This is a genomic window from Salegentibacter profundi (assembly GCF_054121475.1).
Map to the genome: position 1 here is coordinate 48428 of NZ_JBSYGG010000009.1, position 24372 is coordinate 72799.

The 24372-nt window shown below is 37.2% G+C and carries 21 protein-coding genes and 1 riboswitch; of the genes, 9 read left to right on the forward strand and 12 right to left on the reverse strand.

Translation table 11 applies throughout. The features are described from left to right. Positions 1 to 289 precede the first annotated feature (289 nt). The 3 genes from ACW6NC_RS11815 to ACW6NC_RS11825 all read left to right on the forward strand — a co-directional run bounded on the left by ACW6NC_RS11815 (position 290) and on the right by ACW6NC_RS11825 (position 3227). The gene (locus ACW6NC_RS11815; RefSeq protein ID WP_457866281.1) at positions 290 to 1765 is read left to right on the forward strand and encodes an exonuclease domain-containing protein; all 1476 of its coding nucleotides are present in this window, start codon (positions 290 to 292) and stop codon (positions 1763 to 1765) included. Positions 1766 to 2140: 375 nt separating this feature from the next. Further along, positions 2141 to 2509, forward strand: a complete 369-nt coding sequence (locus tag ACW6NC_RS11820; protein ID WP_457866282.1) for a hypothetical protein — start codon at positions 2141 to 2143, stop codon at positions 2507 to 2509. Positions 2510 to 2537: 28 nt separating this feature from the next. Then, positions 2538 to 3227 (forward strand): M48 family metalloprotease, encoded by a 690-nt coding sequence (locus ACW6NC_RS11825; RefSeq protein WP_457866283.1) that lies wholly within the window; start codon positions 2538 to 2540, stop codon positions 3225 to 3227. 67 nt (positions 3228 to 3294) lie between these two features. Here ACW6NC_RS11825 and ACW6NC_RS11830 read toward each other — a convergent pair whose 3' ends face one another. The 10 genes from ACW6NC_RS11830 to ACW6NC_RS11875 form a co-directional block, all read right to left on the reverse strand. Beyond that, on the reverse strand, positions 3295 to 4098 hold the full coding sequence (locus ACW6NC_RS11830; RefSeq protein ID WP_457866285.1) for a response regulator transcription factor: 804 nt from the start codon (positions 4096 to 4098) through the stop codon (positions 3295 to 3297). Positions 4099 to 4450: 352 nt separating this feature from the next. After that, entirely contained in the window at positions 4451 to 4840 is a 390-nt protein-coding gene (locus tag ACW6NC_RS11835) for a response regulator (RefSeq protein WP_457866286.1), read from the reverse strand. Positions 4841 to 5580: 740 nt separating this feature from the next. Continuing rightward, positions 5581 to 6081 carry a VOC family protein gene (locus ACW6NC_RS11840; protein WP_457866287.1) on the reverse strand — a complete coding sequence of 167 codons (501 nt, stop codon included), beginning with the start codon at positions 6079 to 6081 and terminating at the stop codon, positions 5581 to 5583. 267 nt (positions 6082 to 6348) lie between these two features. Next, positions 6349 to 6768 carry a hypothetical protein gene (locus tag ACW6NC_RS11845; RefSeq protein ID WP_457866289.1) on the reverse strand — a complete coding sequence of 140 codons (420 nt, stop codon included), beginning with the start codon at positions 6766 to 6768 and terminating at the stop codon, positions 6349 to 6351. Beyond that, entirely contained in the window at positions 6755 to 7180 is a 426-nt protein-coding gene (locus ACW6NC_RS11850) for a GreA/GreB family elongation factor (RefSeq protein ID WP_457866290.1), read from the reverse strand. Before ACW6NC_RS11850 ends, ACW6NC_RS11845 begins: the two co-directional genes overlap by 14 nt. A gap of 27 nt (positions 7181 to 7207) precedes the next feature. Continuing rightward, on the reverse strand, positions 7208 to 8488 hold the full coding sequence (locus tag ACW6NC_RS11855) for a Glu/Leu/Phe/Val family dehydrogenase (RefSeq protein WP_457866291.1): 1281 nt from the start codon (positions 8486 to 8488) through the stop codon (positions 7208 to 7210). Between the two features lie 335 nt (positions 8489 to 8823). Beyond that, positions 8824 to 10143 carry a sigma-54-dependent transcriptional regulator gene (locus tag ACW6NC_RS11860; protein ID WP_457866292.1) on the reverse strand — a complete coding sequence of 440 codons (1320 nt, stop codon included), beginning with the start codon at positions 10141 to 10143 and terminating at the stop codon, positions 8824 to 8826. Between the two features lie 2 nt (positions 10144 to 10145). Beyond that, positions 10146 to 11243 (reverse strand): sensor histidine kinase, encoded by a 1098-nt coding sequence (locus ACW6NC_RS11865; RefSeq protein ID WP_457866294.1) that lies wholly within the window; start codon positions 11241 to 11243, stop codon positions 10146 to 10148. Positions 11244 to 11550: 307 nt separating this feature from the next. Further along, complete coding sequence (locus ACW6NC_RS11870; RefSeq protein WP_457866296.1) at positions 11551 to 13230, reverse strand: ribonucleoside-diphosphate reductase subunit alpha; 1680 nt, start codon at positions 13228 to 13230, stop codon at positions 11551 to 11553. 31 nt (positions 13231 to 13261) lie between these two features. Next, positions 13262 to 14236, reverse strand: coding sequence for a ribonucleotide-diphosphate reductase subunit beta (locus ACW6NC_RS11875; protein ID WP_457866297.1), 975 nt, complete (start codon positions 14234 to 14236; stop codon positions 13262 to 13264). 114 nt (positions 14237 to 14350) lie between these two features. After that, positions 14351 to 14482: riboswitch (cobalamin riboswitch) on the reverse strand. A 322-nt stretch (positions 14483 to 14804) separates the two neighbouring features. Here ACW6NC_RS11875 and ACW6NC_RS11880 point away from each other — a divergent pair. The 6 genes from ACW6NC_RS11880 (at position 14805) to ACW6NC_RS11905 (ending at position 23486) form a co-directional block, all read left to right on the forward strand. After that, positions 14805 to 15023: a hypothetical protein gene (locus ACW6NC_RS11880; protein WP_457866299.1), complete on the forward strand. Its 219-nt coding sequence runs from the start codon at positions 14805 to 14807 to the stop codon at positions 15021 to 15023. Positions 15024 to 15561: 538 nt separating this feature from the next. After that, positions 15562 to 15747 (forward strand): hypothetical protein, encoded by a 186-nt coding sequence (locus ACW6NC_RS11885; RefSeq protein ID WP_457866301.1) that lies wholly within the window; start codon positions 15562 to 15564, stop codon positions 15745 to 15747. Positions 15748 to 16218: 471 nt separating this feature from the next. Further along, positions 16219 to 19221 (forward strand): SusC/RagA family TonB-linked outer membrane protein, encoded by a 3003-nt coding sequence (locus ACW6NC_RS11890; protein WP_457866303.1) that lies wholly within the window; start codon positions 16219 to 16221, stop codon positions 19219 to 19221. Positions 19222 to 19230: 9 nt separating this feature from the next. Further along, positions 19231 to 20622: a RagB/SusD family nutrient uptake outer membrane protein gene (locus tag ACW6NC_RS11895; protein ID WP_457866305.1), complete on the forward strand. Its 1392-nt coding sequence runs from the start codon at positions 19231 to 19233 to the stop codon at positions 20620 to 20622. Between the two features lie 11 nt (positions 20623 to 20633). Then, positions 20634 to 22067, forward strand: a complete 1434-nt coding sequence (locus ACW6NC_RS11900; protein WP_457866307.1) for a M16 family metallopeptidase — start codon at positions 20634 to 20636, stop codon at positions 22065 to 22067. Between the two features lie 90 nt (positions 22068 to 22157). Continuing rightward, a complete protein-coding gene (locus tag ACW6NC_RS11905; RefSeq protein ID WP_457866309.1) occupies positions 22158 to 23486 on the forward strand; it encodes an insulinase family protein in 1329 nt (442 codons plus the stop codon). Between the two features lie 48 nt (positions 23487 to 23534). Here the strand turns inward: ACW6NC_RS11905 and ACW6NC_RS11910 are convergent, their stop codons facing one another. Next, entirely contained in the window at positions 23535 to 23801 is a 267-nt protein-coding gene (locus ACW6NC_RS11910) for a DUF6520 family protein (protein WP_457866311.1), read from the reverse strand. 83 nt (positions 23802 to 23884) lie between these two features. Beyond that, entirely contained in the window at positions 23885 to 24334 is a 450-nt protein-coding gene (locus ACW6NC_RS11915; protein ID WP_457866313.1) for a MauE/DoxX family redox-associated membrane protein, read from the reverse strand. Positions 24335 to 24372 lie beyond the last annotated feature (38 nt).

Genomic DNA, 24372 nt, shown 5'->3' on the forward strand with positions numbered 1-24372 from the left:
TGGTTGCAAATATATGTGCAACTTTTCGGTTTCGCAAATATTTTATAATTATTTTAATCCTAATTTAAATTTAACTACTGCAATCCCTTACAATTTGAATAGGTTTTAGAAGCATAATGCTACCTCAAAAAATTTCTCAACATTAAAATGTAAGACTTGCCTATACTGTATAGTTTTTGAAATCGTAATTGCATCTAGCTATTATTGATAAATGGATTTTTTCCGTCTATACGGAAATTTTCCTAATTGCCATTTTTTTTATATTTTTAACCCGACTTTTCAGCACTTTATGAAAGACCAACTATTTGCAGTTATAGACGTTGAGACCAACGGGGGAGGTATTAATGGAAACCGTCTTACCGAGATTTGTATAGTACTTCTTCGGGGTTCTCAGGTAATTGATAAATATACAAGTCTCATAAATCCGGAAAAGGAGATTCCACGATATATTACTGCCTTAACTGGTATTGATAATGCGCTGGTTGCTGATGCTCCAAAGTTTTTTGAGGTGGCCAAACAAATTGAAGAGTTTACCCGCGAGGCAGTCTTCGTGGCTCATAATGTAAACTTTGATTATAATGTGGTAAGAAATGAATTTAAAGAACTAGGTTTCGACTATACCCGAAAGAAACTTTGTACAGTCCGCCTTTCGCGTAAACTGATCCCCGGATTATTTTCATATAGCCTTGGCCGGTTGTGTGACTCCATAAATATTCCTATTTCCAATCGCCATAGGGCAGAAGGGGATACCGATGCCACGGTGATACTTTTTCAGCGCCTTCTGTCTTTGGATGAAGATTACACAATTTTTAATTCTTTCTTGCATCCCAGGTCCCGACAAGCTACCATTCCACCCCATATTGATTCTGAACAGATTCATGATCTCCCTGATGGTTCAGGAATTTATTTGTTTAAGGACCGTAAGCATAGAGTGATCTACGCCGGGAAAGCCAAGGATATCAAAAAGCGCGTTATCTCGCATTTCTATGATCGCATGAGCAAGGAATATCAGCTAGGGCAGGAGACCTACTATATAGATTATGAAACCACCGGTAGTGAGCTGATAGCTCTGCTGCTTGAGGCTGAATGTATTAGAAAATATTATCCTAAATTCAACAGGGCACAAAAGAGGCCTGGACCGGTGTACCAAATAATAAGTTATACAAATCAACGAGGTATTTTGCAGCTGGCTCTTGAAAAGACCCATAAGCGGAGGGAATCCATAGGGGTTTTTTACAGTCGGGCCCTGGCCCTGGAAAAACTGGAGATCCTTTGTCGGGAATTTAAGCTCTGTCCGAAATACTGTAGCCTGCAAAGTACGATGGGAGAATGCTCCCACTATAGTATTGAAAGTTGTGAAGGAATTTGTGCTGAAACGGAAGAAGTCCTAACTTACAATAAGAAAGTAAAAGCTGCAATAGCTTCTATTACTGATGGATCTTCAACTTTTGTGATCAGGGAAAAGGGTAGACACTTTACGGAGGAGGCTTTTGTTCTTATTAAGGATGGCAATTATCAGGGCTTCGGTTTTATTGATACTCAGGTCCAGGTAAGTCATCTGGAGGATTATGAACCTTTTTTAAGAAGACAGATAGCCACTTATCATACTAATAAGATCCTCAGTAACTATCTGCGAAAGCAGGGATCGCCCAGGCTTATTTTTTTGGAAAATCAACCGGACTCCCAACCAAAACAAATTGGGATGAAGGTAAACAAGAGTTTTCCGAAAATTTCTGGTCAAGCGACACTGCCTCTTGATTTTTAGATGGAATTAAATTGGTCGCGCCTTTTCCTAAAATTATACTGACTAGATTAACAGTTGATCATTTTACATTACCTTAGTACTGACCTCTAAATGGAATTAACCACCTTTAAAAGCTGTTTATTGCCGCCTTTGACCTTATTAGCATTATGGTGAAATTCTTAAAATACCTCTAAAAGGGTATTGCAACTTTAGCTGCCTCAAATTACATTGCACTATTAATAAAAAAGTCAAGATGAGTTTCTGTATAACGTTAAAACTCTATTGTAACCAGGGTTGTTACAGTTTATTGACTTATGATCTTACAAGGTTTATTCTCTTAAAAGAAATTAAAAAAAATCACCAATGTATACCCGTTTCTTTTTACATAATTGGATAATGCAAAATTCAATCTTTTTTATTCTTTTTGTGGTTAGCAGCCAACTTTGCGCTCAGGAAATGAATCAATGGAGTGGATGGGAAGAAAATCCCATTTTTTCAGAATTACAAACAAGATACAGATTAGTTCCTCAAAATGAAGAACGCGTAAAAATCGATCTTGAAAGCCGGAATAATTTTAATCATGAGCTGGTGGTATATTTAGAGTTAAGAAATAAAGACGGTAAAGGCTCAATTGTGAAACTCCTTGTTCCCCCAACTCGTGAAGAACCCTATTCCGCCCATATTTTGATAAAGGGTACCCCAAAATCGATAAAGAATAGCTATGCTCACTTAAAACCCCATTGGGAATTATCCGAAATTAATTGATAAGTATATTCCAAAAATAGACGTTAGGATGTTAAAACCGTTTGTACTATTGATTTTAAGTATTTTCTTTTGTGCTCCCCTTAGAGCTCAGTTAGACGGAAATACAGAACTCATTCCTGCCTCCAACGTATTGTACACCCAATATTTAGATGAGCACAAACCATTATATGGTTCGCAGTTAGCTTTAATTATAGGGACGGGTAAAAAAATAGAAGAGGCGACCAAAAGATTTCTTATCGGCAATGGGAAGTCAGCTCTTCTACATCATATTGATTGGGAATTTAAATTAGTTAAAGGGGACGATGTTAACTTGCTGGTTTTTCCGGGTGGAAAAGTATTGGTATATGACAATCTTTGGTCCGTGGTGAGCAATCAGTTAGATCTTGCCTGGCTAATGGCTCATGGTATGGCCCATACTTTGATCGATGAAGGAGAAGAAAATACAGTACAAAGTTATGGAACAGGTTCAAAAAGCGATAATGGATTTACTGACTTTGAAGAGCTGATGGCGGACGAACTAGGAATGAAGCTCATGGCTATTGCCGGTTTTAGTCCTTCAGGGGTTGCTGATTTTTGGGAGAATTTATCAGTAAGTAATGCTGAATATTTAGAGTACCATCCTGATTATATCGATAAATCAATGAGCTTAAAAATGTTTGCAAGGGATGCCCGAGATGTTGCAAAAGATTTTGGAGTACGATTAAAGGATGATTTTTGAAAATGGTTCAAATTCCTTGACGTCTTTTACTGGTTTAGTATTAAGACTTTTTTTACCAATGGGCCAATTAATTGATACTGATAACTCCCCCGACTAAACAATTGGCTACTAATTCCGTTGCATTTTTACATCCGCTTTTTTGAAGAATATTTTTTCGATGTGTTTTTACTGTATGAATGGAAATATGAAGATTTTCGGCTATTTGCTGGGCATTCTCTCCTTTAGCAATCCTCGAAATAATCTCTTTTTCCCTTGGAGAAAATAACTTCTTTAAATCTTCCTGTCTTAAGGTTGCTTCGGGATCAAATTTTCCTTTACGAATATCTATGTTATAATAGGATGCCCCCCCTTTTAAATGCATGAAGGAAATCCGGTTACAGGTTCCTGAATTAAGATGGCTTATATCGGAATGTACGCTGAAGATATGTTCAAAAAATCCGTTTTCACTAACAGAAAGTGCAGAAGCCTGATGAAGAATAGTTCGTATTTTATCCTTATAATCTTTTAGTTTATAGGTATACATCACCTTGTAATCCATAATTTGGTCAGGACTAAGGTAATTTAAATAGAAATCCTTAATCACTTTTTCTTTTAGTTGTAGATACCCTATCTCCGAAGGCTCTGCTAAAGATAATAAATCGCTCATTTGCACCTGGTCAGATGGATCTCCTACAAAATCTTCTACTGATTGGGAAATGAATTCTAGTTCCAGGTTATGCATATTGAGTACGTAATAAAAAGAATCGCCTGGTGTAAAAAAAGAAGCAATCTGATCAAAATTTTTCCCTGCTTCATAGGTATTATATTTCCTAATGTTGCTGGAATACTCCTCCCTCCAGTATTTGGCAATTTTGCGGAAATCATTTTTCATTAAGATAATTTTAAGATTTGTGCAATATATAAAAATATTGGAAAAGCGAAATTTCCTTAAACTCCTGGTTAATTTTAATTGTAAAAAGGTTGGATGCGGATCTTTTTTAATTAAATGTTATCCTTTATTTCCTAAAAAAATAAAAGAATAATCAATGTTGCCCTTTGCTATAAATAGATTTTTCTCAATTATGGGGGATTTCCCCCATATAATTCCTGATTAGCATTGCTTAATTGACATAATTAATAATTCAAAAAAGTATTATTGTCACGGTATAGCTACTTGCATTAGCTAAAACGAGATTACCATAATTCAATACTCCAATTAGCTAGAAATAAATTTTTAAAGAATATTAGGCCTTTTCCTGACAGAATATTTTTGCCGCGGTAGTAATGGATAAAGGTTTTACGATAAAATCCTTGACCGATTTGTAACTCTCTGCTTTATCCTTATCTGCATTGGAAACAGAGGAGGTTAATATAAAAACTGAGATTCTCTGGTCATTTAATCCTTCTATACATTCCAGGAAATCCCAACCATTGAAAACAGGCATATGGAGATCTAAAAAGATATTTAATCTTGCATTAGAATTTGATCGTACATGGCTTAAGGTATACGCCAAGGCTTCTCTTGCCTTAATGAAGGGAATAATTGTAATTTCTGGATCATCAACTGTAAGTGAGATTATTTTATTATTTATTAGATGACATACTGGATCATCATCAACTAAAAGAATCTTCATAAAAATTTAGGGCTTGATATAAAGGTTAGGTGTAAATAATTTAGATTTTTTATTCGGATTGTTAAATTAACAAAAATAAGATAAGTCCTACAATTTTAAAATAAAACTTTTTTTTGACGATAAAATTTTCTTTTTATCGAGTCGACCCTCCTGGAAAACTATAATATGGACACAGGGGTGGGTAACAGGGGTTGGTAGAGAGAAGGGCTTGATGACATCAACATATTGAATTAAGTCACTTTATCAATATTATTCCCCTCAGTCTTAAATTCCAGGTTTGGGACTGGATACCGTTTTAAGGAGCTTTTTGACACTATAGGAACGGATGAATTCAGGATTATTTAACAAGTCGAAGCTCTACCCAATACTGGATTTTTGACGTTTTTTTACAGGTTCCGAATCGAACAGTGATTTAAGGAGCATTTCCTTATAGGTTACGAGATGTATTGGTATGGGCTAAAGGCATTGATGAATTTTGGAGTCTGGATTTTTAAGTACAGAAGCTTTCTCTGCCCTGGCTCATGGTTTAGAACCAGAGACCGAACAAAAGTTTGCGCTGGGATAGGCAAATGCTAATTTCAAAAATTTTTATTTGGAACTGGTCTTTGAATACGGATAGAATAATTAATGTGGGCATTGGTACATGAATTTTTTATTGTTACTGGCGTTTTCATAACATTGGATTAGTCTGTCCTGCTTGATTTGCATCTAAGGAAAAAGAAATACCTTTAAGGCTCTTGTTATTCTTCTAATTCCTTTAGGAGCGCATGGAGATCAAGAGGTTTTGTATACATCTCTATAGAGCCATCACTGGTTTTAGGCCATTGCTCCTTGGGCTTATCCCAGTAGAGCTCAACGCCATTTTTATCGGGATCATCAAGGTAGAGGGCTTCGGAGACTCCATGATCCGAGGCTCCTGTTAATGGATAATTCGCTTTATGAAGTCGATCAAGAATCCTTGCTAAATCCTTTCGTGTTGGATAGAGGATGGCCGTATGAAAGAGTCCGGTCGTGTTACTGGGTGCCGGATCTCCATTTTTACTGTACCAGGTGTTTAATCCGATGTGATGATGATAGCCTCCCGCAGAAATGAATGCAGCGTCTTTTCCAAACCTTGTTGTAACTTCGAATCCCAAAAGTCCACAGTAGAATTCCAATGAGCGTGGAAGGTCTGCCACTTTAAGGTGGACGTGACCGATCCTGGTGATACCAGGAATTGTATAAGTGGTGTCCAGATCCATAATTACTGCTTTAAGTCATACGAATATTTAAATATAATGGATTTTTTGGATTCTTAGAGGGAGGAACGGGCCCGAGAATGCCATAATGATCCAGGTTGAATTTAAAGCAACATCCAAGGATTTTTTATCAGGTTCCCTGCCAGGGTGGAGATTGGGCTTTAAAACCAACAACCGTCCCTTACTCAGGGACAGTGGCCAATCCAATTTGATAAAAAAAGGCCGATTGTTAGCACGCTAACCGACCTTTTTAAAACAAACACCACCAGATTACTGGAAATTAAATTCGATATATCGGTAAACCAGGAATTTCAATTCCCGAAAAACCTTAAAATGTTTGGAAAGGGTTTGCTTGAAGATCAGGTGATCTTTTAGATAGAAATTTTCACACTGCACATCATCACATTCCTTTTTGCCTTCTTGTTTTATTTTATGCTCCTTAAGGGTTTTAAGGTGTAAGTCATTGATTTCTCTTATGTTATTGAGCTGGTTTTTTAGATATCTGGAGTCTTCAAGATTAATCCTAAGCTTAAGATTTTCACTGAGTTCTGTATTAAGGAGGTTTAAAAAAAATCCTGCTTCAATAGTTATCGTTTTAAGACGTGCTTCCCAATCTAAAGTCTCCGTTTCAATGCTTAATTTTTGCACTTCCTGGTCATCAAAGTGTTCCTCAAATTTATCTATCATCATTTTCTGTTTCTAATTTTACTACATCCTGACGTACATCATCGATAGTAATCAAATTTTCTCCTGTTGGGAAATTCCACGTAAGGGTATCTCCTTTGGCATAACCGAATAAAGCCAATCCCATAGGGGCCAGAATGGAAATTTTATTCGCTCTTATATCGCTTTTTTTCGGGGTGACGATCTGGTATTCCCTGTGGACACTAAACGGGGTACTGATGCTAACTACTGAGTTAAACCGTACTACATCATCAGGCATTTCCTTAGGGTTTAGAATCCGTGCATTTTTTAATTCCTCACTTAATTTTAGGATGGAATTTTTATAATTCTCATCTTTATAATATTGCGCCATAGAGATTATACGGTTAAGTAGTTCCTTCTCCCTCTTCTCAATAATTATAACACCGTATTTCATCATTTTTTATTTTAAAATTAATATCCGCTTTTAAGGAAATATCCCTCTTTGTTTGTAGGCAGTTTCTATCCTGGAGATAGCCTTTACATAGGCAGCGGTTCTCCAGTCACTTTGGGAGCGTTTTACCTCGGCCTGTACTTTGGCAAATACCTGCAATATCTTTTTTTCCAATTTGCTCATCACCTCCTCGAGTTCCCAGAGTTCCCCATTACGGTTCTGCAACCATTCAAAATAACTTCCAATGACTCCACCTGAATTACAGAGGATATCCGGAATTATGGTCACTCCCTTTTCAAGTAGAATTCTTTCTCCTTCAGAGGTGGTAGGGCCATTAGCACCTTCAGCAACGATACTAGCCTGGATCATATAAGCATTGTCATCGGTAATTTGATTTCCTAGGGCTGCAGGAATAAGAATATCACACTCCAGACCGAAAAAGCTCTCGGGATCAATTTCATTAGCACCTGAAAATCCTTCTATGGAACCTTTCCGGGGGCTGGAGTGTTGTGATAATTCTTCAACAGCAATGCCTTGAATGTTATAAAGGGTGGCGTGGGCATCCTGAACGGCAATTAGTTTCGCCCCATCTTCGGTTAAAAACCTGGATGCCCAATATCCAACATTGCCAAATCCCTGAACAATGAATGTTTTACCGACAAGGTTTTCCCCTTGGGATTTCACCATTTCCTTAATGGTAAGATAAACTCCAAATCCGGTGGCACGATCTCTTCCTTCAAGCCCACCTGAGCCCACAGGCTTTCCTGTAACCACGTGTTGATTTTGAGATCTTTCCGAAGTTGAGATTGTAGACATATAAGTGTCAGCAATCCAGGCCATAGTTTGGGCATTGGTATTGACATCTGGAGCAGGAATATCATGTTCTGGCCCGATATTCTCACCCAGGGCGTAGGTAAATCTTCGGGTGATCCTTTCAAGCTCGGCATCTGAGTAAGATCTGGGATCGATCTGAATTCCACCTTTTGCTCCTCCGTAAGGAAGACCTGCAAGAGAGGTTTTCCATGTCATCCACATCGCCAGGGCTTTAGCCGCATCTACATCTACAGTAGGATGATAGCGCAGCCCACCCTTATATGGTCCCAGGGCATTATTATGTTGGACTCTGTAGCCGGTAAATACCTCGATTGTTCCGTCGTCCATTTTGACAGGGAAATGAACGATAATTTCGTTATTGGTAATTCCCAGGATCTTTCGGATATTAGGATTCAAATTAATGATATCAGCGGTCTTATTAAATTGGTTGAGGACCGTCTCATACATATTTTGCTTATTCCTTTTTTTTATAGTTGTCATATTTTAGTATTTATTGAAAATGTTCACAGTATAATTTCCTGGTTTCTTTCCAGGTGCAGTGATGTCTCAAGTCACAGTTGAAACATAAGCTCTTCAGTAGGTCATTCCCCGGTTTTGGGGGCTTCTCTATACGCTTTTCTCGGGTGATTTCAGTCAAATTCATAGGTTGTCTAATTATTTAGACCACTTAATTCAAAGCCTGTGCCCTATGGAAAAATAAAGAAAGGGGTAAGGGATAGTTGTCTTAAAATAAGACTCTTAGGAAATATTTCTGTTTTGATGCTTAAAAAAGCACTGGTACGTTTTGTACCACGTGGAGAGAAATACCCCGGAATTTACTTAAGCTTTTCACGTAATGTTTTCCGATCAATGCCGAGAATTTCTGCAGCCTTAGTTTTATTTTGTTTAGTCATGGCCAGGACCTTTAGGATATGGTCTTTTTCTATTTCTTTTAATTTTAAAGATCTGGTTTCTTTCGGTGGTAACTGATGTTTGACCCAGGAAGGCAGTTGCGTGGCATCAATGAGGTTTTCACTTAGGATTACCGTTCTCTCTATGGCATTCTCCAATTCACGGACATTACCTGGCCAGTCATACTTCTCAAGGATTTGCATTGCACGCAAACTTATTTCCAGATCGGCTTTTCCGTATTCTCCTTTATATTTTTTTAAAAAAATATTCACAAGTGGAATGATATCTTCTTTTCGTTGTCTTAATGGAGGAATGCTGATATCCACTACATTAAGCCTGTAAAAAAGATCTTCCCGGAAGCTCCCTTTTTGGACCATATCAAAGAGATCACTATTGGTGGCTGCTATTATTCTCAAGGCTACTTTTTCGGATTCCCTGGCTCCTAATTTCCGGACCTCTTTTTCCTGAAGGACCCTTAGCAAACTAACCTGGACTGCCTGGGAAGCAGTACCTATCTCATCTAAAAAAATCGTTCCACCATTGGCCGCCTGGAAATATCCCGGTCTGGTTTCATTAGCCCCGGTAAAACTGCCCTTTACAAATCCAAAAAGTTCAGATTCGAGCAGATTTTCGGGTATTGCGCCACAGTTGACGGCGATAAATGGATTGGCAGCATAAGAACCTTTATAATGAATAGCCCTGGCAACGAGTTCCTTTCCGGTTCCACTTTCGCCCTGTATTAAAATTGTAGCCCGATTATTTTTAACCCGCTCTATGAGATCGATCATCTTTTTAAAAGCCTGGGACTTGCCTACCATTCCAGCATAAACCTCTGAGTTTGTAGGGGAGGAGGAGACTTGGGGCTGGGATTTGGATTGTGAGAGCGAAGTGGAAACCGCCTTTAAAAGTTCGTTCTTAGTAAATGGTTTGGAGAGATAATCTAGCGCCCCGGCCTGAACTGCTTGAACAGCACCATCTACCGAGGGAAAACCTGTGATTACCAATTTGGGAAGATCAGGGAAGTGATCACCGGCAAATCTTATGAGCTCCATTCCGTTAAGCCCTGGCATTTGCAAATCGGTAATGAGAAGTTCTACCTGACTATTTCTTAGAATATCTATGGCTTCAAGGACTGAAGAGGCTTTGTATACGTGGTAATCTTCCGCTTTTAGATTCCGTTGAAGGACTTCCAGCATATCAAAATCATCATCCACTATCAGAATGTTTTCTTTATAACCAGGCATAATTATTTTTTAATGGGAATTCTAATTTTAAAAATAGTTCCTTGGGGATGATTATCCAGGGCTTCAATTTCACCCTGGTGACTTTTAATGATACCGTGAACCACACTAAGTCCCAGTCCAGATCCGTCACCCAGGGGTTTAGTGGTGAAAAATGGTTCAAAAATTCGGGATTTGTTTTCTGCAGGAATGCCTCGGCCTTGATCTGTAATTTTTAAAAACACATTTTGATCATCGTTACTCACCTTGATGGTAATTACCGAATCTTTTGGGGAATGATAAATAGCATTGATTAGTAAGTTAAACAGAACTTGCGTGAGCTGAATCGGATCTATTTTTATTTCCAGGCTTGGATCTTCAATCGTCAATTCATAGCGAACTTTAGCCTTTTTGAAATTAGGTTTCATCAAATCCAGCGCCTGGGTTACGACAGGTTTTATTAGGGTGAGTCGAATATTCTGGGGCATCTCACAGGAAAAGTAAATAAGTTTTTTTACGACCTCTCGGGAATGAATTGCTGCTTTTATAATCTTTTCAGCATCTTTTTTTATTTGCTTGTCTTCTGCCTTGGATGCTATAAATTCGGCAAAACCCAGGATATTCCCTAGGGGGGTATTGAGTTCGTGCGCGATACCCGCGGTAATTTCACCAAGAATACTTAAGCGATCGTTTCTGCGGACAGTTTGCCTGATAAGTTCTTCCTGGTGCTTTGTATTTTGTCTTTCCAGAAATAAGTTGATTTCATAAGTAACTTTGTCCAGAAGGCGTTGTTCCTCAATTAAAAAATGGGCATGGGAGAGATCGGTAGCGGGATAGTGTACTCGAATAAATCCAATTTCCCTGTTGAAGGTTTTAATTTTACTTTCCTGGAAATGAGAGTCTTTTGGAATTTCATTTGTACTTTGTTGCTTACCCTCAATCTTAATTTCAACGCTAGCCAGGGATGGAAATCTCCAGGCATTTTTAAGGATTTGTATAATGGCTTTTAGTGTCTCTTCAACGGAATCATTATGCGCCCTTATTGCAGAGGATACCTTATACAAGCAGGAGAGTTCCTTTATTCGTTCCTGCAGCTTTTCCTCAACAGAGATATTAATAGACATTTTAGATATGATTGTGAAATTTAACGAGCCTGCCTTTACAAAGATATCACATTTTAAATAGGATGAGAGGGAATAAGATTAATTGGTGACTCGCTCTTTGCTGAATATTACAGAGGGTTTATTGAGTCCAGTAAATAACCAAAGGATTAAATTATTAATTAAACGGTTATATACTTTTTAGCAAAGAAAATACGGCTATTAATTGGAGTATATCCACTGAGAATCCACGTGGCTTAACTCGTTTTTTTAAAATTGCTTTAAGACAAATAGGAGGTTGATAAAAAACCTCTTATTTGTCCAAGCATTATTAAGATTCACAACTGGCGCAGGTTAGCATCTCTGAGATCAGATCCTTGGAAATACTTTGACTTCTCTGGTAGTATAAGGTTTTTACTCCCAGCCTCCAGGCTTCAATAATTAAGCGGTTAACCTCCTTAACTGGAAGATCGTAAGGTATATTCAGATTCAAGCTTTGGGCCTGGTCAATGAATTTTTGCCTTACAGATGCCTGCTGGATTATTTCCAGTTGACTTATTTCTTTGAAAGTTTTAAACACTGCTTTTTCCTGGTCACTTAAGCCTTCCAGATGTTGTACACTACCTCCCTGGAGCATAATGCTGCGCCAAATTTCTTCATTATCCAAACCTCTATCCTGGAGAAGCCTTTTTAAGTATTTGTTTTTTCTCATAAAATTACCTTTGGCTAAGCCTGCTTTGTAGTAATTGCTACTGAAGGGTTCAATTCCGGGAGAGGTTTGACCCAGAATAGCCGAGGAAGAGGTGGTGGGGGCAATAGCCATTGTGGTGGTATTGCGAAGCCCATAGCCCTTTAATAATTCAGGTTCTCCATAGATCTCTGCCAGTTCTTTTGAAGCTTTTCTGGCTTTAAAACTAATATCGGCAAAAATTTTATGAGTAAGCCCTTTGGCTTCAATCCCTTCAAAAGGGATCATATTTTTTTGCAGATAAGAATGCCAGCCCAAAACACCTAGTCCTAAAGCGCGATGGCGTTTGGCAAATTGATGCGCTGATCTCAGGTAATGGTTATCTCTGGTTTTGACAATGAATTCCTGGAGGACCGCATCAAGAAAGTATATGGCAAGTTTTACCGCTTCTGTATCCTTCCACTGGTCATATAATTCGAGGTTCATAGAGCTGAGACAACAAATGAAGGATTCCTCTCTGGAAGAAGGTAAGGCAATTTCAGAACAAAGATTACTGGAATGAATCCGCAGATTCTTATCCAGGTAAACCTGGGGTTTATTCCTGTTGATATTATCCGAAAAGAGGATGTAGGGCAGTCCCTTCTGCTGACGGCTTTCCAGGACCTTAGCCCATATTTCTCTTTTATCCATATCCCCATCAATCATTTCCTGCATCCAGTAATCGGGAACACAGACTCCATAGAATAAATTCTGAATGGGATTACCTATACTTTTAATTTCCAGGAACTCATTGATATCCGGATGATCGATGTCTAAATATGCTGCAAATGCTCCCCGACGTACACCTCCTTGGGAAATCGTATCCATGGCCGTATCAAAAAGTCTCATAAAACTGGTGGACCCACTGCTTTTACCATTATCCGTTACAGCGCTCCCTCTTCCTCTTAATTCTCCAAAATAGCCCGAAGTTCCCCCACCAATCTTAGTTTGCATAATGACTTCTCCAAGCTTATGGGTAATTCCTTCAATGTTATCCGGAACATACACATTAAAACAGGATATCGGTAGGCCACGCTCGGTACCCATATTGGCCCAGATCGGGGAGCTAAGGCTCATCCATCCCCGTTCTATCATTTCTTTAAAGGCTTCTTTCAGTTCTGGTTTTAACAGGCGTTTCGCTGCAGCACCGGCAATGCGGTCAATGGCACATTGAGGGGTTTCTCCTTTAAGCAGGTAACCTCTGTTTAAAATTTGCTTGCTTTCTTCATTAAGCCACCATAGTCTGGTGTCAAGCTCATTTTTTTGTAATTGCTGTGATATCATTAAATTAAAATTAGAAGATGAGTATATCGGATTAAAATAAATCGCTGGCGGTAATACTTTTATCGTGTTTGGTGTATTCAACCGGTCTTTTTGCAAAGAAGTCATCGAGGCTGTTAGCAAAAACCTCTTCTTCGAACCATTGCAAGGGCTGTACTGATTTTCTCACTTCCGGGAAAATTTCTTTCATTCCAATTTTTTCAAGACTGGTATTAACCCGGAACTTCATAAAATGAAGAAGGTCTCTTTTATTGGGTTTTTCCAATTCACCAAATTCAAAGATCCAATCCAGGATTTCAGCTTCTACCTCCAGGGAATGGATTACAGTTTTACGTATTCTTTCTTTTGAAGGTTCCCCCAACAATTCAGGGAATTCATCTCTGATTTGATTGATAAGGTAGATTCCTGCGTTGGCATGTACCTGTTCATCAATAGAGGTCCAGGCAATAATATTGCTGACATTTTTCATCACGCCTTTAAACCTGGAAAACGATAGAATGATCGCAAATTGACTAAACAACGAGACATTTTCTATAAGAATGGAGAATAAGAGGAGGGAGCTAACATATTTTTCTTTTTCTGATGATTTGGTGTGCGCTAGTGCCTCAGATAGATAGGCAATTCTTTTGTTGATCACCGGGACGGCCAACAGGTCTTTAAATTCATTATTGTGACCCAGAACTTCTAGGAGACGGGAATAGGCTTCGGAATGCCTGAATTCGCACTCGGCAAATGTGCTGCCCAGGCCATTGAATTCCGGTTTGGGAAAGTGATGATATAAATCGCCCCAGAAGGATTTGACCGAAACTTCTATTTGAGAGATTGCCAGTAAACTTCGTTTGATAATAAGCCTTTCATTTTCTGAGAGATGTGAATGAAAGTCCTGGACATCCGCAGTGAAATCCACCTCGGAGTGAACCCAGTAAGACTGGTTGATTGCTTCAGAAAATCCTAATACCTCGGGATATTCAAAGGGTTTGTAATTTAATCTTTTGTCGAAAATACTCATATAACTTTTGTTTTTGGTTACAAATTCAAAAGCATAAAAGCATGATGTACCAGAAAGAAATGTGGCAGGGAAAGACACAAAATCAGGATGGACATTTACTTTTTATGCGAAAGCAAAAGTCATTCAATAAAGAAAGGTATTCTGGCTTGTGCCTAAGCACTTACAGTTGCGCAACAGCTCACGATTCGCACGTGATTCCCCTTATTAATTGCCTTAAAAGACAAAAACTTTATTGAAATATTTTACAGTATAAAACTATTGGATTATTTGATTATAAATTAAAAGAGGTCAATTAGTTCTTCACATAGTTATTCACAGGGGAGGGAGGACCTAAGGATTTCTGAATAAAGCAAGCTCGAGAACCTTTCCCTGTGACCAAGCCTTTATAGCAAAAAGTGCAAGAATTCCATCTGCTACAGGAAATTTTAAGAAATTTTTTGATGGGTGTAAGCTTATATAAATAATTTTGTGGTTTATTTCAAGGATGTCCTTTTGATTTGGCTTGTTATTTTTATTTTAGGCCATTGGAAATTACATTGAACTACTGCTTAATTTTTAAACCTTAATTATGGGAAGACCTTCAACAAAACCTAAAGACTTAAGAGATGGATATTATATCGAAGTCCGAAATAAAAACAAAGGAAACGGTATTAAAATCAGAAGGGATACTAAAAAGCAATTGCTCCTTGCCATTGACGAATATAAAGAAAGTAAAGATGTGACTGTTTTAGGCAAGTCTGAAAATGGAGTTATGAAAGATATTCCAGGCCTGACTAGGGAATCTTAGTGATAAGGCCTGGAAGAATTGGTTGCTAAGTTGAATTAATTCCTGCTTTTTACAATTAATCAAAATCTGAATCTCTTACCAATATTAGCACTGGGTTCAACAATCTTCGCATGAAAGGATTTGGCATTTCTTGAGTAGTAGCTTAAGGAATCACAAAAATAAATTTCAGGATTTATTTTGAATGGTTTTTTCAAATTCGCTGAAAAACTCAGTAAGGGTTATATTTTCATTCTGGCAAATATTATATATAGTGGATAGGGGTATACGATAACCCTCATCCTCTTTCATCTTTGTTAGAACTGAAGAAGAAATACCTATTAAGGATGCATAATTATTTTGACTAATCGGATTTCCGTCTTGGTCAGTTGGTGAATTAAGGTACTTCTTATTGATATAATTACACACGAGTTTATTAATACTCTTACGTTGTTTATTTGTATAAAGATGGCCCAATCTTTTAGTCAAAATGGAAATATTTGAACACAATTAAGATATTTTGACAAAAAAAACTGTTCTCGATAGAGAATGATTAAAAAAAATGTTTATATTTGAAGAGTTTAATATATTTGCGAACCTTCATATTGTAAAAATATTAGAAGCATTCGCTTTGAATCTCGATTCGAAAACTGGTAATTTTATGCAACGAGATGATAAGCATAATGCTCACGACCCGGGCGTGAGCTTGCTTATTGTTGCAGGGTATACCAGTACCTCGAATCGATAAGTTGAGCTTTCACGCCTTTTTTGTGTTGTTGACTCTTCTTTACTTCAAAGTAACCTTCTTCAATTTATAAGTTTCGCTCTTTTGCCCTTTAATTACACTTAAAGACCAAAGTGGTCGCCACCCATGCCTGGGTGTATTCACAAATCTTGTTTGCGGGAACAAGAAAATCACATTAATAATCCCGTGGGTTGCTGTTTTGAGCCCTTTATATTAAACAGCTTTTGGGTGGGAAGCCTTCTAACCCCATGTGGGGAAATAAATGGAGGCTTTGGGTATTTTTTATTTTGGTTAATTAGGTTACCGCCGGTTTTAGGGGCCGGTGGATAGATTAAAAAAGAAATTGCTTATGAAAAGAAAGTTGAATTAGCCTAAATAGGTGTTAAGCTAAAAAGCCTTCCCCGATGATTGGCGTCGTGAGGGGAAGGCCTGAGCTTAAATAAAACAATGTTTCATTCAAAACCACACGAAATTATGAAAAATAATTACAAACGCCTAAAAATGGTGGCGTATGTATTTGTTGCCGTTTTATTGGCAATTCTAGCCTTTTCGGCTAAAGCCAAAGCGGCACCAATTAAATATACTCTCCAAAAGGAAATTGAAATTTCCGGGACCGTAGATGATGAAAACGGTGTACCTGTAAGCGGTGCAACAATCGCACTAGAAGGTCTAAACCGCGGCACCATCACCGATATGGATGGTAATTTCACCTTATTTGCCCCCTCGAATGCGGTCCTGGTAATTTCTTATTTAGGGTATACTACCCAAAAAATCTCCATTGAAAATAAAAAAGAGCTCAAAATTATTCTGGAAGAAGATGTGGATGCTCTTGGAGAAGTAAAGATTAATGCAGGATACTATAATACCACAGAAAGAGAACGAACTGGAAATATTTCCAAGGTCAAAGGGGAGGAGATAGAATTACAGCCTGTTGTAAGTCCTTTACAGGCCTTGCAGGGAAGAATGGCTGGAGTGGAGATTTCAGCTAGAGGAAACTTGCCCGGCCAGGCTTCAACCATACGTATCAGAGGGACTAATAGTCTAAGAACTGAAGGTAATTATCCTTTATATATTATAGATGGTGTACCAATAAGTTCTACACCAATAGGGAGTAGATCTATAGTTGGGTCGGGAATTGATGGATTTGATCCTTTAAATTCTCTTAATCTTTCCAATATTGAAAGTATAGAAGTTTTAAAAGATGCCGATGCTACAGCAATTTATGGATCCAGGGGGGCAAATGGGGTAGTTTTAATCACTACTAAATCTGGAATTCAAAAAGGAATGAGCCTTGAAACTTCAGTATATACCGGTGCATCCAGAATACCTAATAAAATGGAAATGCTCAATACCGAAGAGTATTTGCAAATTAGAAGACAGGCATTTGATAATGATGGAGTAGAACCTTCTCAATTTAATGCATACGATTTGGTACTATGGGATCAGGATAGGTATACCGACTGGCAGGATTTTTATTATGGAGGAACCGCACCCATTACAGATGTTAATTTAAATGCCTCGGGGGGTAATGCTACTACAAGTTTTAGGATTGGCGGGGGCTATCATAATCAAGGTTCAATTTACCCGGGAGATTACAACTATAATAAGCTAACTACTAATTTAAACCTAAATCACCATACAAATGATGAACGTTTTGGAATAAACCTCTCGGTAAATTACGGAATAGACAAAAACATTCTTGCCGGTAGTACAGATGTATCATCAGCTCCCTTTAGTTTACCGCCAAATGCCCCCCGGATTTTTAATCCTGACGGTAGTTTACATTGGGACGAATGGAATGACGCAGGCCAAAATAATCCTATGGCTGGATTTTTTAATCATAGTGAGACCCAAATTAAAAGCCTGATTAGTAGTTTGGCATTAAACTATCAATTAAGCGATGGATTAAATATTAAGCTCAACGGGGGTTTCACAAATTTGAACAGTAAGGAGCTGGTAAAAATTCCGCAGCGATCCTTTAATCCAGCCTGGAATTTTGAAGATCAATCACAACATTTAGATATAGAAAGGAGATCCTGGCTTATTGAGCCCCAATTAACTTACCACACTACGCTATGGGAGGGTGAATTGGATGCAATAATAGGAGCAACTTTTCAGCAAAACCGGGATACCAATCTCGAATTGCTTGGCACAGGTTATGTTTCCGAAGCAGTGTTAGGGAATTTGAATGCTGCCGAAAGTGTTAAAAGCATGATGCATATAAATTCTCAATATAATTATAATGCATTTTTTGGACGTCTGGCTTATAATTGGAGAAGCAAGTATTTTATAAATCTAACGGGTCGCCGAGACGGGTCTTCACGTTTTGGTCCAGGAAAACAATTTGCCAATTTCGGAGCTATAGGTGCCGCATGGATTTTTACTGAAGAGCCGCTTATTGAAAACATCTTACCGTTTTTAAGTTTCGGGAAATTAAGGGGAAGTTATGGAACTACAGGAAGTGATCAAATTGGGGATTATGGTTATTTAGAGGCCTATGATGTTACACCAGGTCCAGGAGGATTATATCCAACTCAGCTGTTTAATCCACAATATTCCTGGGAAATTAATAAAAAGCTAGAAGCAGGAATTCAAATAGGCTTTTTCAATGACCGAATGAGCTTAGGAGCTAGTTGGTACCGCAATAGATCTTCCAATCAATTGGTTGGCTTTCCCTTACCTGGCATGACGGGTTTTACATCTGTTCAAGCTAATCTTCCGGCTACTGTAGAAAATGCTGGTTGGGAAATAGAATTGACCTCCCTATGGATGAAGAGGAAAAATTTTCGTTGGAGAACTTCATTTAATTTAAGTATTCCTGAAAATAGGTTAATTAATTATCCCGATTTAGAAAATTCACCTTATGCAAATAGATATAGGGTCGGAGAACCCCTCAATATCAAACTACTTTATAGGTTAAGAGGCTTAGATCCTGACACAGGATTTTATGCGATGGAAGATATAAATGAAGATGGAAGGATTGATTTCAGTGATCGAGTGGATATAAAAGATTTGGGTCGTCAGTATTTTGGAGGGATTAATAACTCTTTGAGCCATAAAAATTTCAGATTGGATTTTCATTGGGAATTTGTAAAGCAAGAAGGAAGATTATTAAATATGGATGCTGGCCGAATTGGAAACCAAAGGATTGAGGCTTTGAAAACTCTTGATAATAGCAGTAGATATCAAATACCCTCGCAATCTATTCAGGCATTACTTGGTTATATAAAAGCTCAAGCCACTCCACTTTTTTATACTGACGCCTCTTTTTTAAGACTTCGAACGGTCTCAGTTGGCTATGATTTACCAATGCAAACATTGAAAAATATAGGACTGGAAAAGGCCACTTTGTCATTACATGGACAAAATTTAATCACTATTACAGGGTATGATGGGGTGGATCCAGAGATAGCTACCTCGGGAAACTCATTTGGTGCACTTCGGTCACTTACTGGTGGTATTAAACTCAACTTTTAAACTATTGATATGAAAATTAAATATTTAAATAAAATACTGGTTGTCTTCTGCTTAATGTTAATGTTTTCATGCGAGGACTTTGTAGAAATAGATACTCCAAGGCATAAAATTGTTGGGAAAGAGGTATTTAATGATCCTGAGTCTGCACAAAGTGTGATACGGGGTATATATAATCAATTGGAAAGATTGGATTTTAGTGGAGGTTGGCAAAACAGTGTTAGCGCGCTTGGAGGTTTGTCAGGGGATAATTTGGGAGCGCTAAGGCCTTCAAATATTACTTATTTGGAATTCGATCAACATGAAATTCTCCCTGATAATTCAAGAAATCTTGGATTATGGTCGAGTGCCTATAATTTAATTTATATGGCAAACTCAGTAATTGAAGGGCTACAGGAGGCTGAGATCAAAATGGAAATAAAAAATAATTTGTTGGGAGAAGCCAAATTTTTAAGGGCTTTTACCTATTTCTACCTTACTAATTTATATAACGATGTTCCTTTACTTTTAACCACCGATTATATTCAGAATTCCAAAGCGTCTCGGAATTCACAAAACGAAATATATCAGCAGATAATACTAGATCTGGAAGAAGCTATTGAACTCTTACCGCATGAGTACAGAAACGGGGAACGTATTAATGTAAACAGATTTACGGCTATGGCCTTACTTGCCAGGGTGCAATTATTTCAGGAAAACTGGAGTCAAGCAGAAATTTTAAGCTCTAATGTTATTGCAAATACGGAGCATTATGAAATTTTAGACAGTTTGGACCAGGTTTTTTTACCTAATAGCAGAGAGGCCCTATGGCAAATTTCTCCAATAGGTAGAGGGAATAGTCTGACTCAGACCAATGAAGGTTCCATATTTATATTAAATCCTAGCGCTCCCGCATCCCTGGATTTTAGAATAAATGAGTCATTGATCACATTATATGACCCAGAGGATTTCAGGCTGTCATCATGGATTGGTCATAACCAAGAGTTGGATATTCATTACCCCTATAAATACAAAGACAGGTACAGTATTAATAATATTACAGAATATTCTATGGTTATGCGATTAGCCGAACAATATCTTATCCGTTCAGAGGCAAGAGCAAGACAGGATGATTTAGATGGTGCAATATCAGATATAAATCTTTTAAGAAATAGGGCAGGAATTGGGCAGTTATCCGAAGAAGTCTATTCTGATCCGGAAAAAGTTTTTGAAATAATTATGCAGGAACGAAGAAAGGAACTGTTTTCGGAATGGGGCCACCGTTGGTTTGATCTAAAACGTACTGGTAAAGCCTCCGAGGTCTTAAGTTCCAGGTCTTTATGGGAGGCTACAGATATTTGGTATCCCATTCCTGATCAGGAACGATTCAAAAATCCTAATCTCACCCAAAACCTTGGCTACTAAAACGTATAACAATGAAAATTCAAAATAAAAAAAAATGTTTAAGTATCTTCATTATCCTAGCTGTTATTGCCATAACCAATTTGTATGCTTCGGATAAAGTCGACTCTACTCTTATAAAAAGGGTACTCCCGAATGGATTAACCTATTATATCAAACATTTACCTGATGCTGGAGATAAGGTTTTTATGCGATTTTATGTAAATGCAGGAAATAGGGTTGCCACTTCCGGTCAACCTGATGTGGCACATGCTATAGAGCATTTAGCATTTGCTGCCACCAAAAATTTTCCATTAGGTATTTCAAGTTATCCAAAACTACTGGAAGAATCCGGAATGGAAGGCAGGGGTAGGGATATGTATGCTTTTAATGGTCAAGATGGGACGGTATATCATTTTGACACAAATTCATATAATCTCAAAGGAATGGAACTAGGTATTCGCTGGTTTCAGGATATTTTAGGTGGTCTATCTTTAACTTCAGAAGATATAGAAATTGAAAGAGAACGTCTAATTCAAGAGAGATATAGTAATAATCAGGTGAGAAGAAAACATGCTGTTATTCGAAGTGAAATGTATGCAGGAATATTTCCGTGTAACAGGAGTAAACAGGGATATAAAGAAAAAATCAAAAATTTTGCTGAAGATAGTTTAAGAGCTTATTATAAAGACTGGTATCAACCAAAAAATGTCGGGATTGTCATTGTTGGTAATATACCAGATGTAAGAGTCCTTGAAAATAAAATTAAACAAGGGTTTTTAAAATTTCAGAATAAAAAAAACACAAACGAATTGCCGGATTGTGATGCTATTTATTTTTCCCGTTCCAATCAATTTAAAATTATTGAAAGACCTACAGAGGATAACATTCCGATTGTTAATAATAAAATTGAAATTAATTTATTTTATCGGGATTCTTTATTAAGATCTACTAGGGGTATTGAAAGTTCTAAGCGTCAACTTTTGTGGGAAATTACCAATGAAGTATTAGATAAAAAGCTTCAAGAATTAACGCATTCTTATACTACCAACTTCGATATTGGCGTTGTTAATATGATTAAACTTGATAATAGTAAACCAGCAGCAAGTTCAATTATAATTGAAGGAGATTCCCTTCATATAGAAGGGGGAATTTCAGAAGTCTACACCAAAATAAATGAATTAAAAACCTACGGGCTGTCAGCAGAAGAATGGTCTAAGCTTAAAAAGAAATATTTAGACTATTTAAATAATAATCTTAACGAAAGAGATCGAGGTGCAAAGGTCTGGGCTAATAATATAGGTGAAAATTTCCTTTATAACCTACCTCTATTAAATTCCGATCAAAATAAAAGGTTAATATCCTGGTTAACACAATTCAATACAAAAGATATTAACCAATTAATTGCGAGTTTAATTAATCCATTGCCCCAAGATATTGGAATAATAAAGCCTAAAAATAGCGATTGACTAATTTCAGAATCGGAGATCAGGTCATTAATTTATAATAATTTAAATAAACCTGTTTCCCAAAATATCCCTGTAATTCCAGCATCACTTATGACTGATCAACAAATGAATGATCTAAAGGCGACTTCGATAATGTTTGAAGGTGGGAAAATTAATGGTACTCGGGAATATTTATTAGAAAACGGAATACGAATAATCTTATTGGAGGAATCAGATAATAAGGGAGAGTTAAGTGTATGGGGTTTTGATTCTATTGGTGCTGCAGATATAAAAATTAATAATTTATTTTCTGCTACTAAAATTCCTAGAGTTATCCGACATTCAGGTTTGGGAAAATATAATAAGTTCGAGGTTGAACGGTATTTAAAATCTATTGGAGGAGACATTAAGTTAGTACCCTATATTAGTACTTATGAAAGCGGAATAAAGGGTCACGCTGATCTTAGGAATATGGAGTTATTATTTCAAATGATGTATCTATATTTCACTGCTCCCCGCATGGATGAAATAGCTTTTGAGCACTGGCGGAAATCTGAGCTAAAAACCTCTTTGCGACCGCCCTATAATCTTCAAAATAAAGATTTTAATAATGCTATAGATCAGTTTTTTGGAGACTCAAAGTCGAATTTTTTTTCAGGTACCGCACATTATGATGGTGTGCAAAAGGTGAATTTTGAGGAAGGGTTTAACGCTTACCGAAGATTGTTTTCAGATTTTAGTAATTATACCTTTATTATCAAAGGACCTATTACAGTAAATAATATCTTACCCTATATTAAAAAATATTTGGGAAATTTAAATACCAATGAAGGGCCCATAATAAGGAAATCCCGAAAAGACCTTGGTACAGAGTTTCCAAGTGGGCCTCAGCAGGTAGCATTAGATCTACCGGAATATAATTCAATGGGGAACGGAAAATATTCCATAAGATTTGTAGAGAAGATTGATCATTATGATTGGAGAAAGCACCTAATGCTTGAATTATTATCACAAATAATTTGGGAAAAAGCATTAAAATTAAGGGCTAACGCTGGAGTCGCCTCATATTATATCTATGTAGGAGGTAACTTCAATAAAAATCCTTTTTATCTTTCTACTAAATTAGGTTTTGATGTTCCGGAAGATCACTTAGATAGGGTACAAAGTGCCTCTAAACGGTTATTTCGAGAAATCAAGGAAGGAAAAGTAGATGCAAACGAATATGCTTTAGCTTTAAACAAAATAAAGCGCTACTATGGGAAAAATGGAATAAAAGCGGATAAAGTGGGCGTAATTTATAATTATTATCGGTATGGAATTCCCCCAGTATATGAAGATGATAGAATTGAATTTTTAAAGGAACTAAAAAAAGCGGAATTCCACAGATTCGTAAAATCTTTTTTAAGTGAAGATCATCTTTTCGAGTTTAAAATGATATAGTAAAAAAAGCGGGCACTCTTGCCATAGGAGTGCCCGAATTTTCATTGATTAAGGAATAATTATAATATCCCCGTCACTTTTCTTCAAAGAAGAAAGGCTTTGCGAGTCGTAAAGTAAGAATGGTCCCTGACCATCAACAATGACTCTACAATTCTCAGTTCCTTGACCACATTCCTGTTCTGGAAGGGCTTCCCAGTTTCCGTTGCGCTGGATATAATCATTCTGGGGATCAACTTCCAGTCCTACGGTAGCGAAGGACATTCCTATGGCAAAAAGAATCGCCATCATCGGTAACATTACATTTTTAAGTTTCATAATAATAAATTTTAAAGATTAATAAATGCCTACTTTTTTATACAGGTGTTGGCTTAATATCCTGCTTTCATCGCGATAAAGTTTTAATTTCTTTTTAGTAGATATAATCCTGAAAAAATCAGGGTAAGGTTAATTATATTAAAATATAGATATTGGGTCCAGGATAAGTAGGAGATAGGCCCGGAACAGGAACACGGCATTTCATAGCCATGGATAAGGTTCCAGGATACAAAAATGCTATAGGAAATCAATATAAAAGTAGCACCTAATAATCCGATCGTTTTGGTTTTTTGCAGTCCTAATAACAACGCAATCAGAAGCTCAATTCCCGGAATTATTTTGGCCATTATATCAGCCAGATTTGTATCAAATAATAAAGGTTCATTGGTAATTATGGGCACAAGTGATGCGTCTAATAATTTTGTAATACTGGAATACGTAAATAACATTACCAAATAAAAAATGATTACATTACGGAAACCTTTCATATAATGATTAAGGTTTTTACTTCTGTATTTCATTTCTGATTGCATAAGCTGTATTTTGCTATACCATAAAATTCAGCAATCAA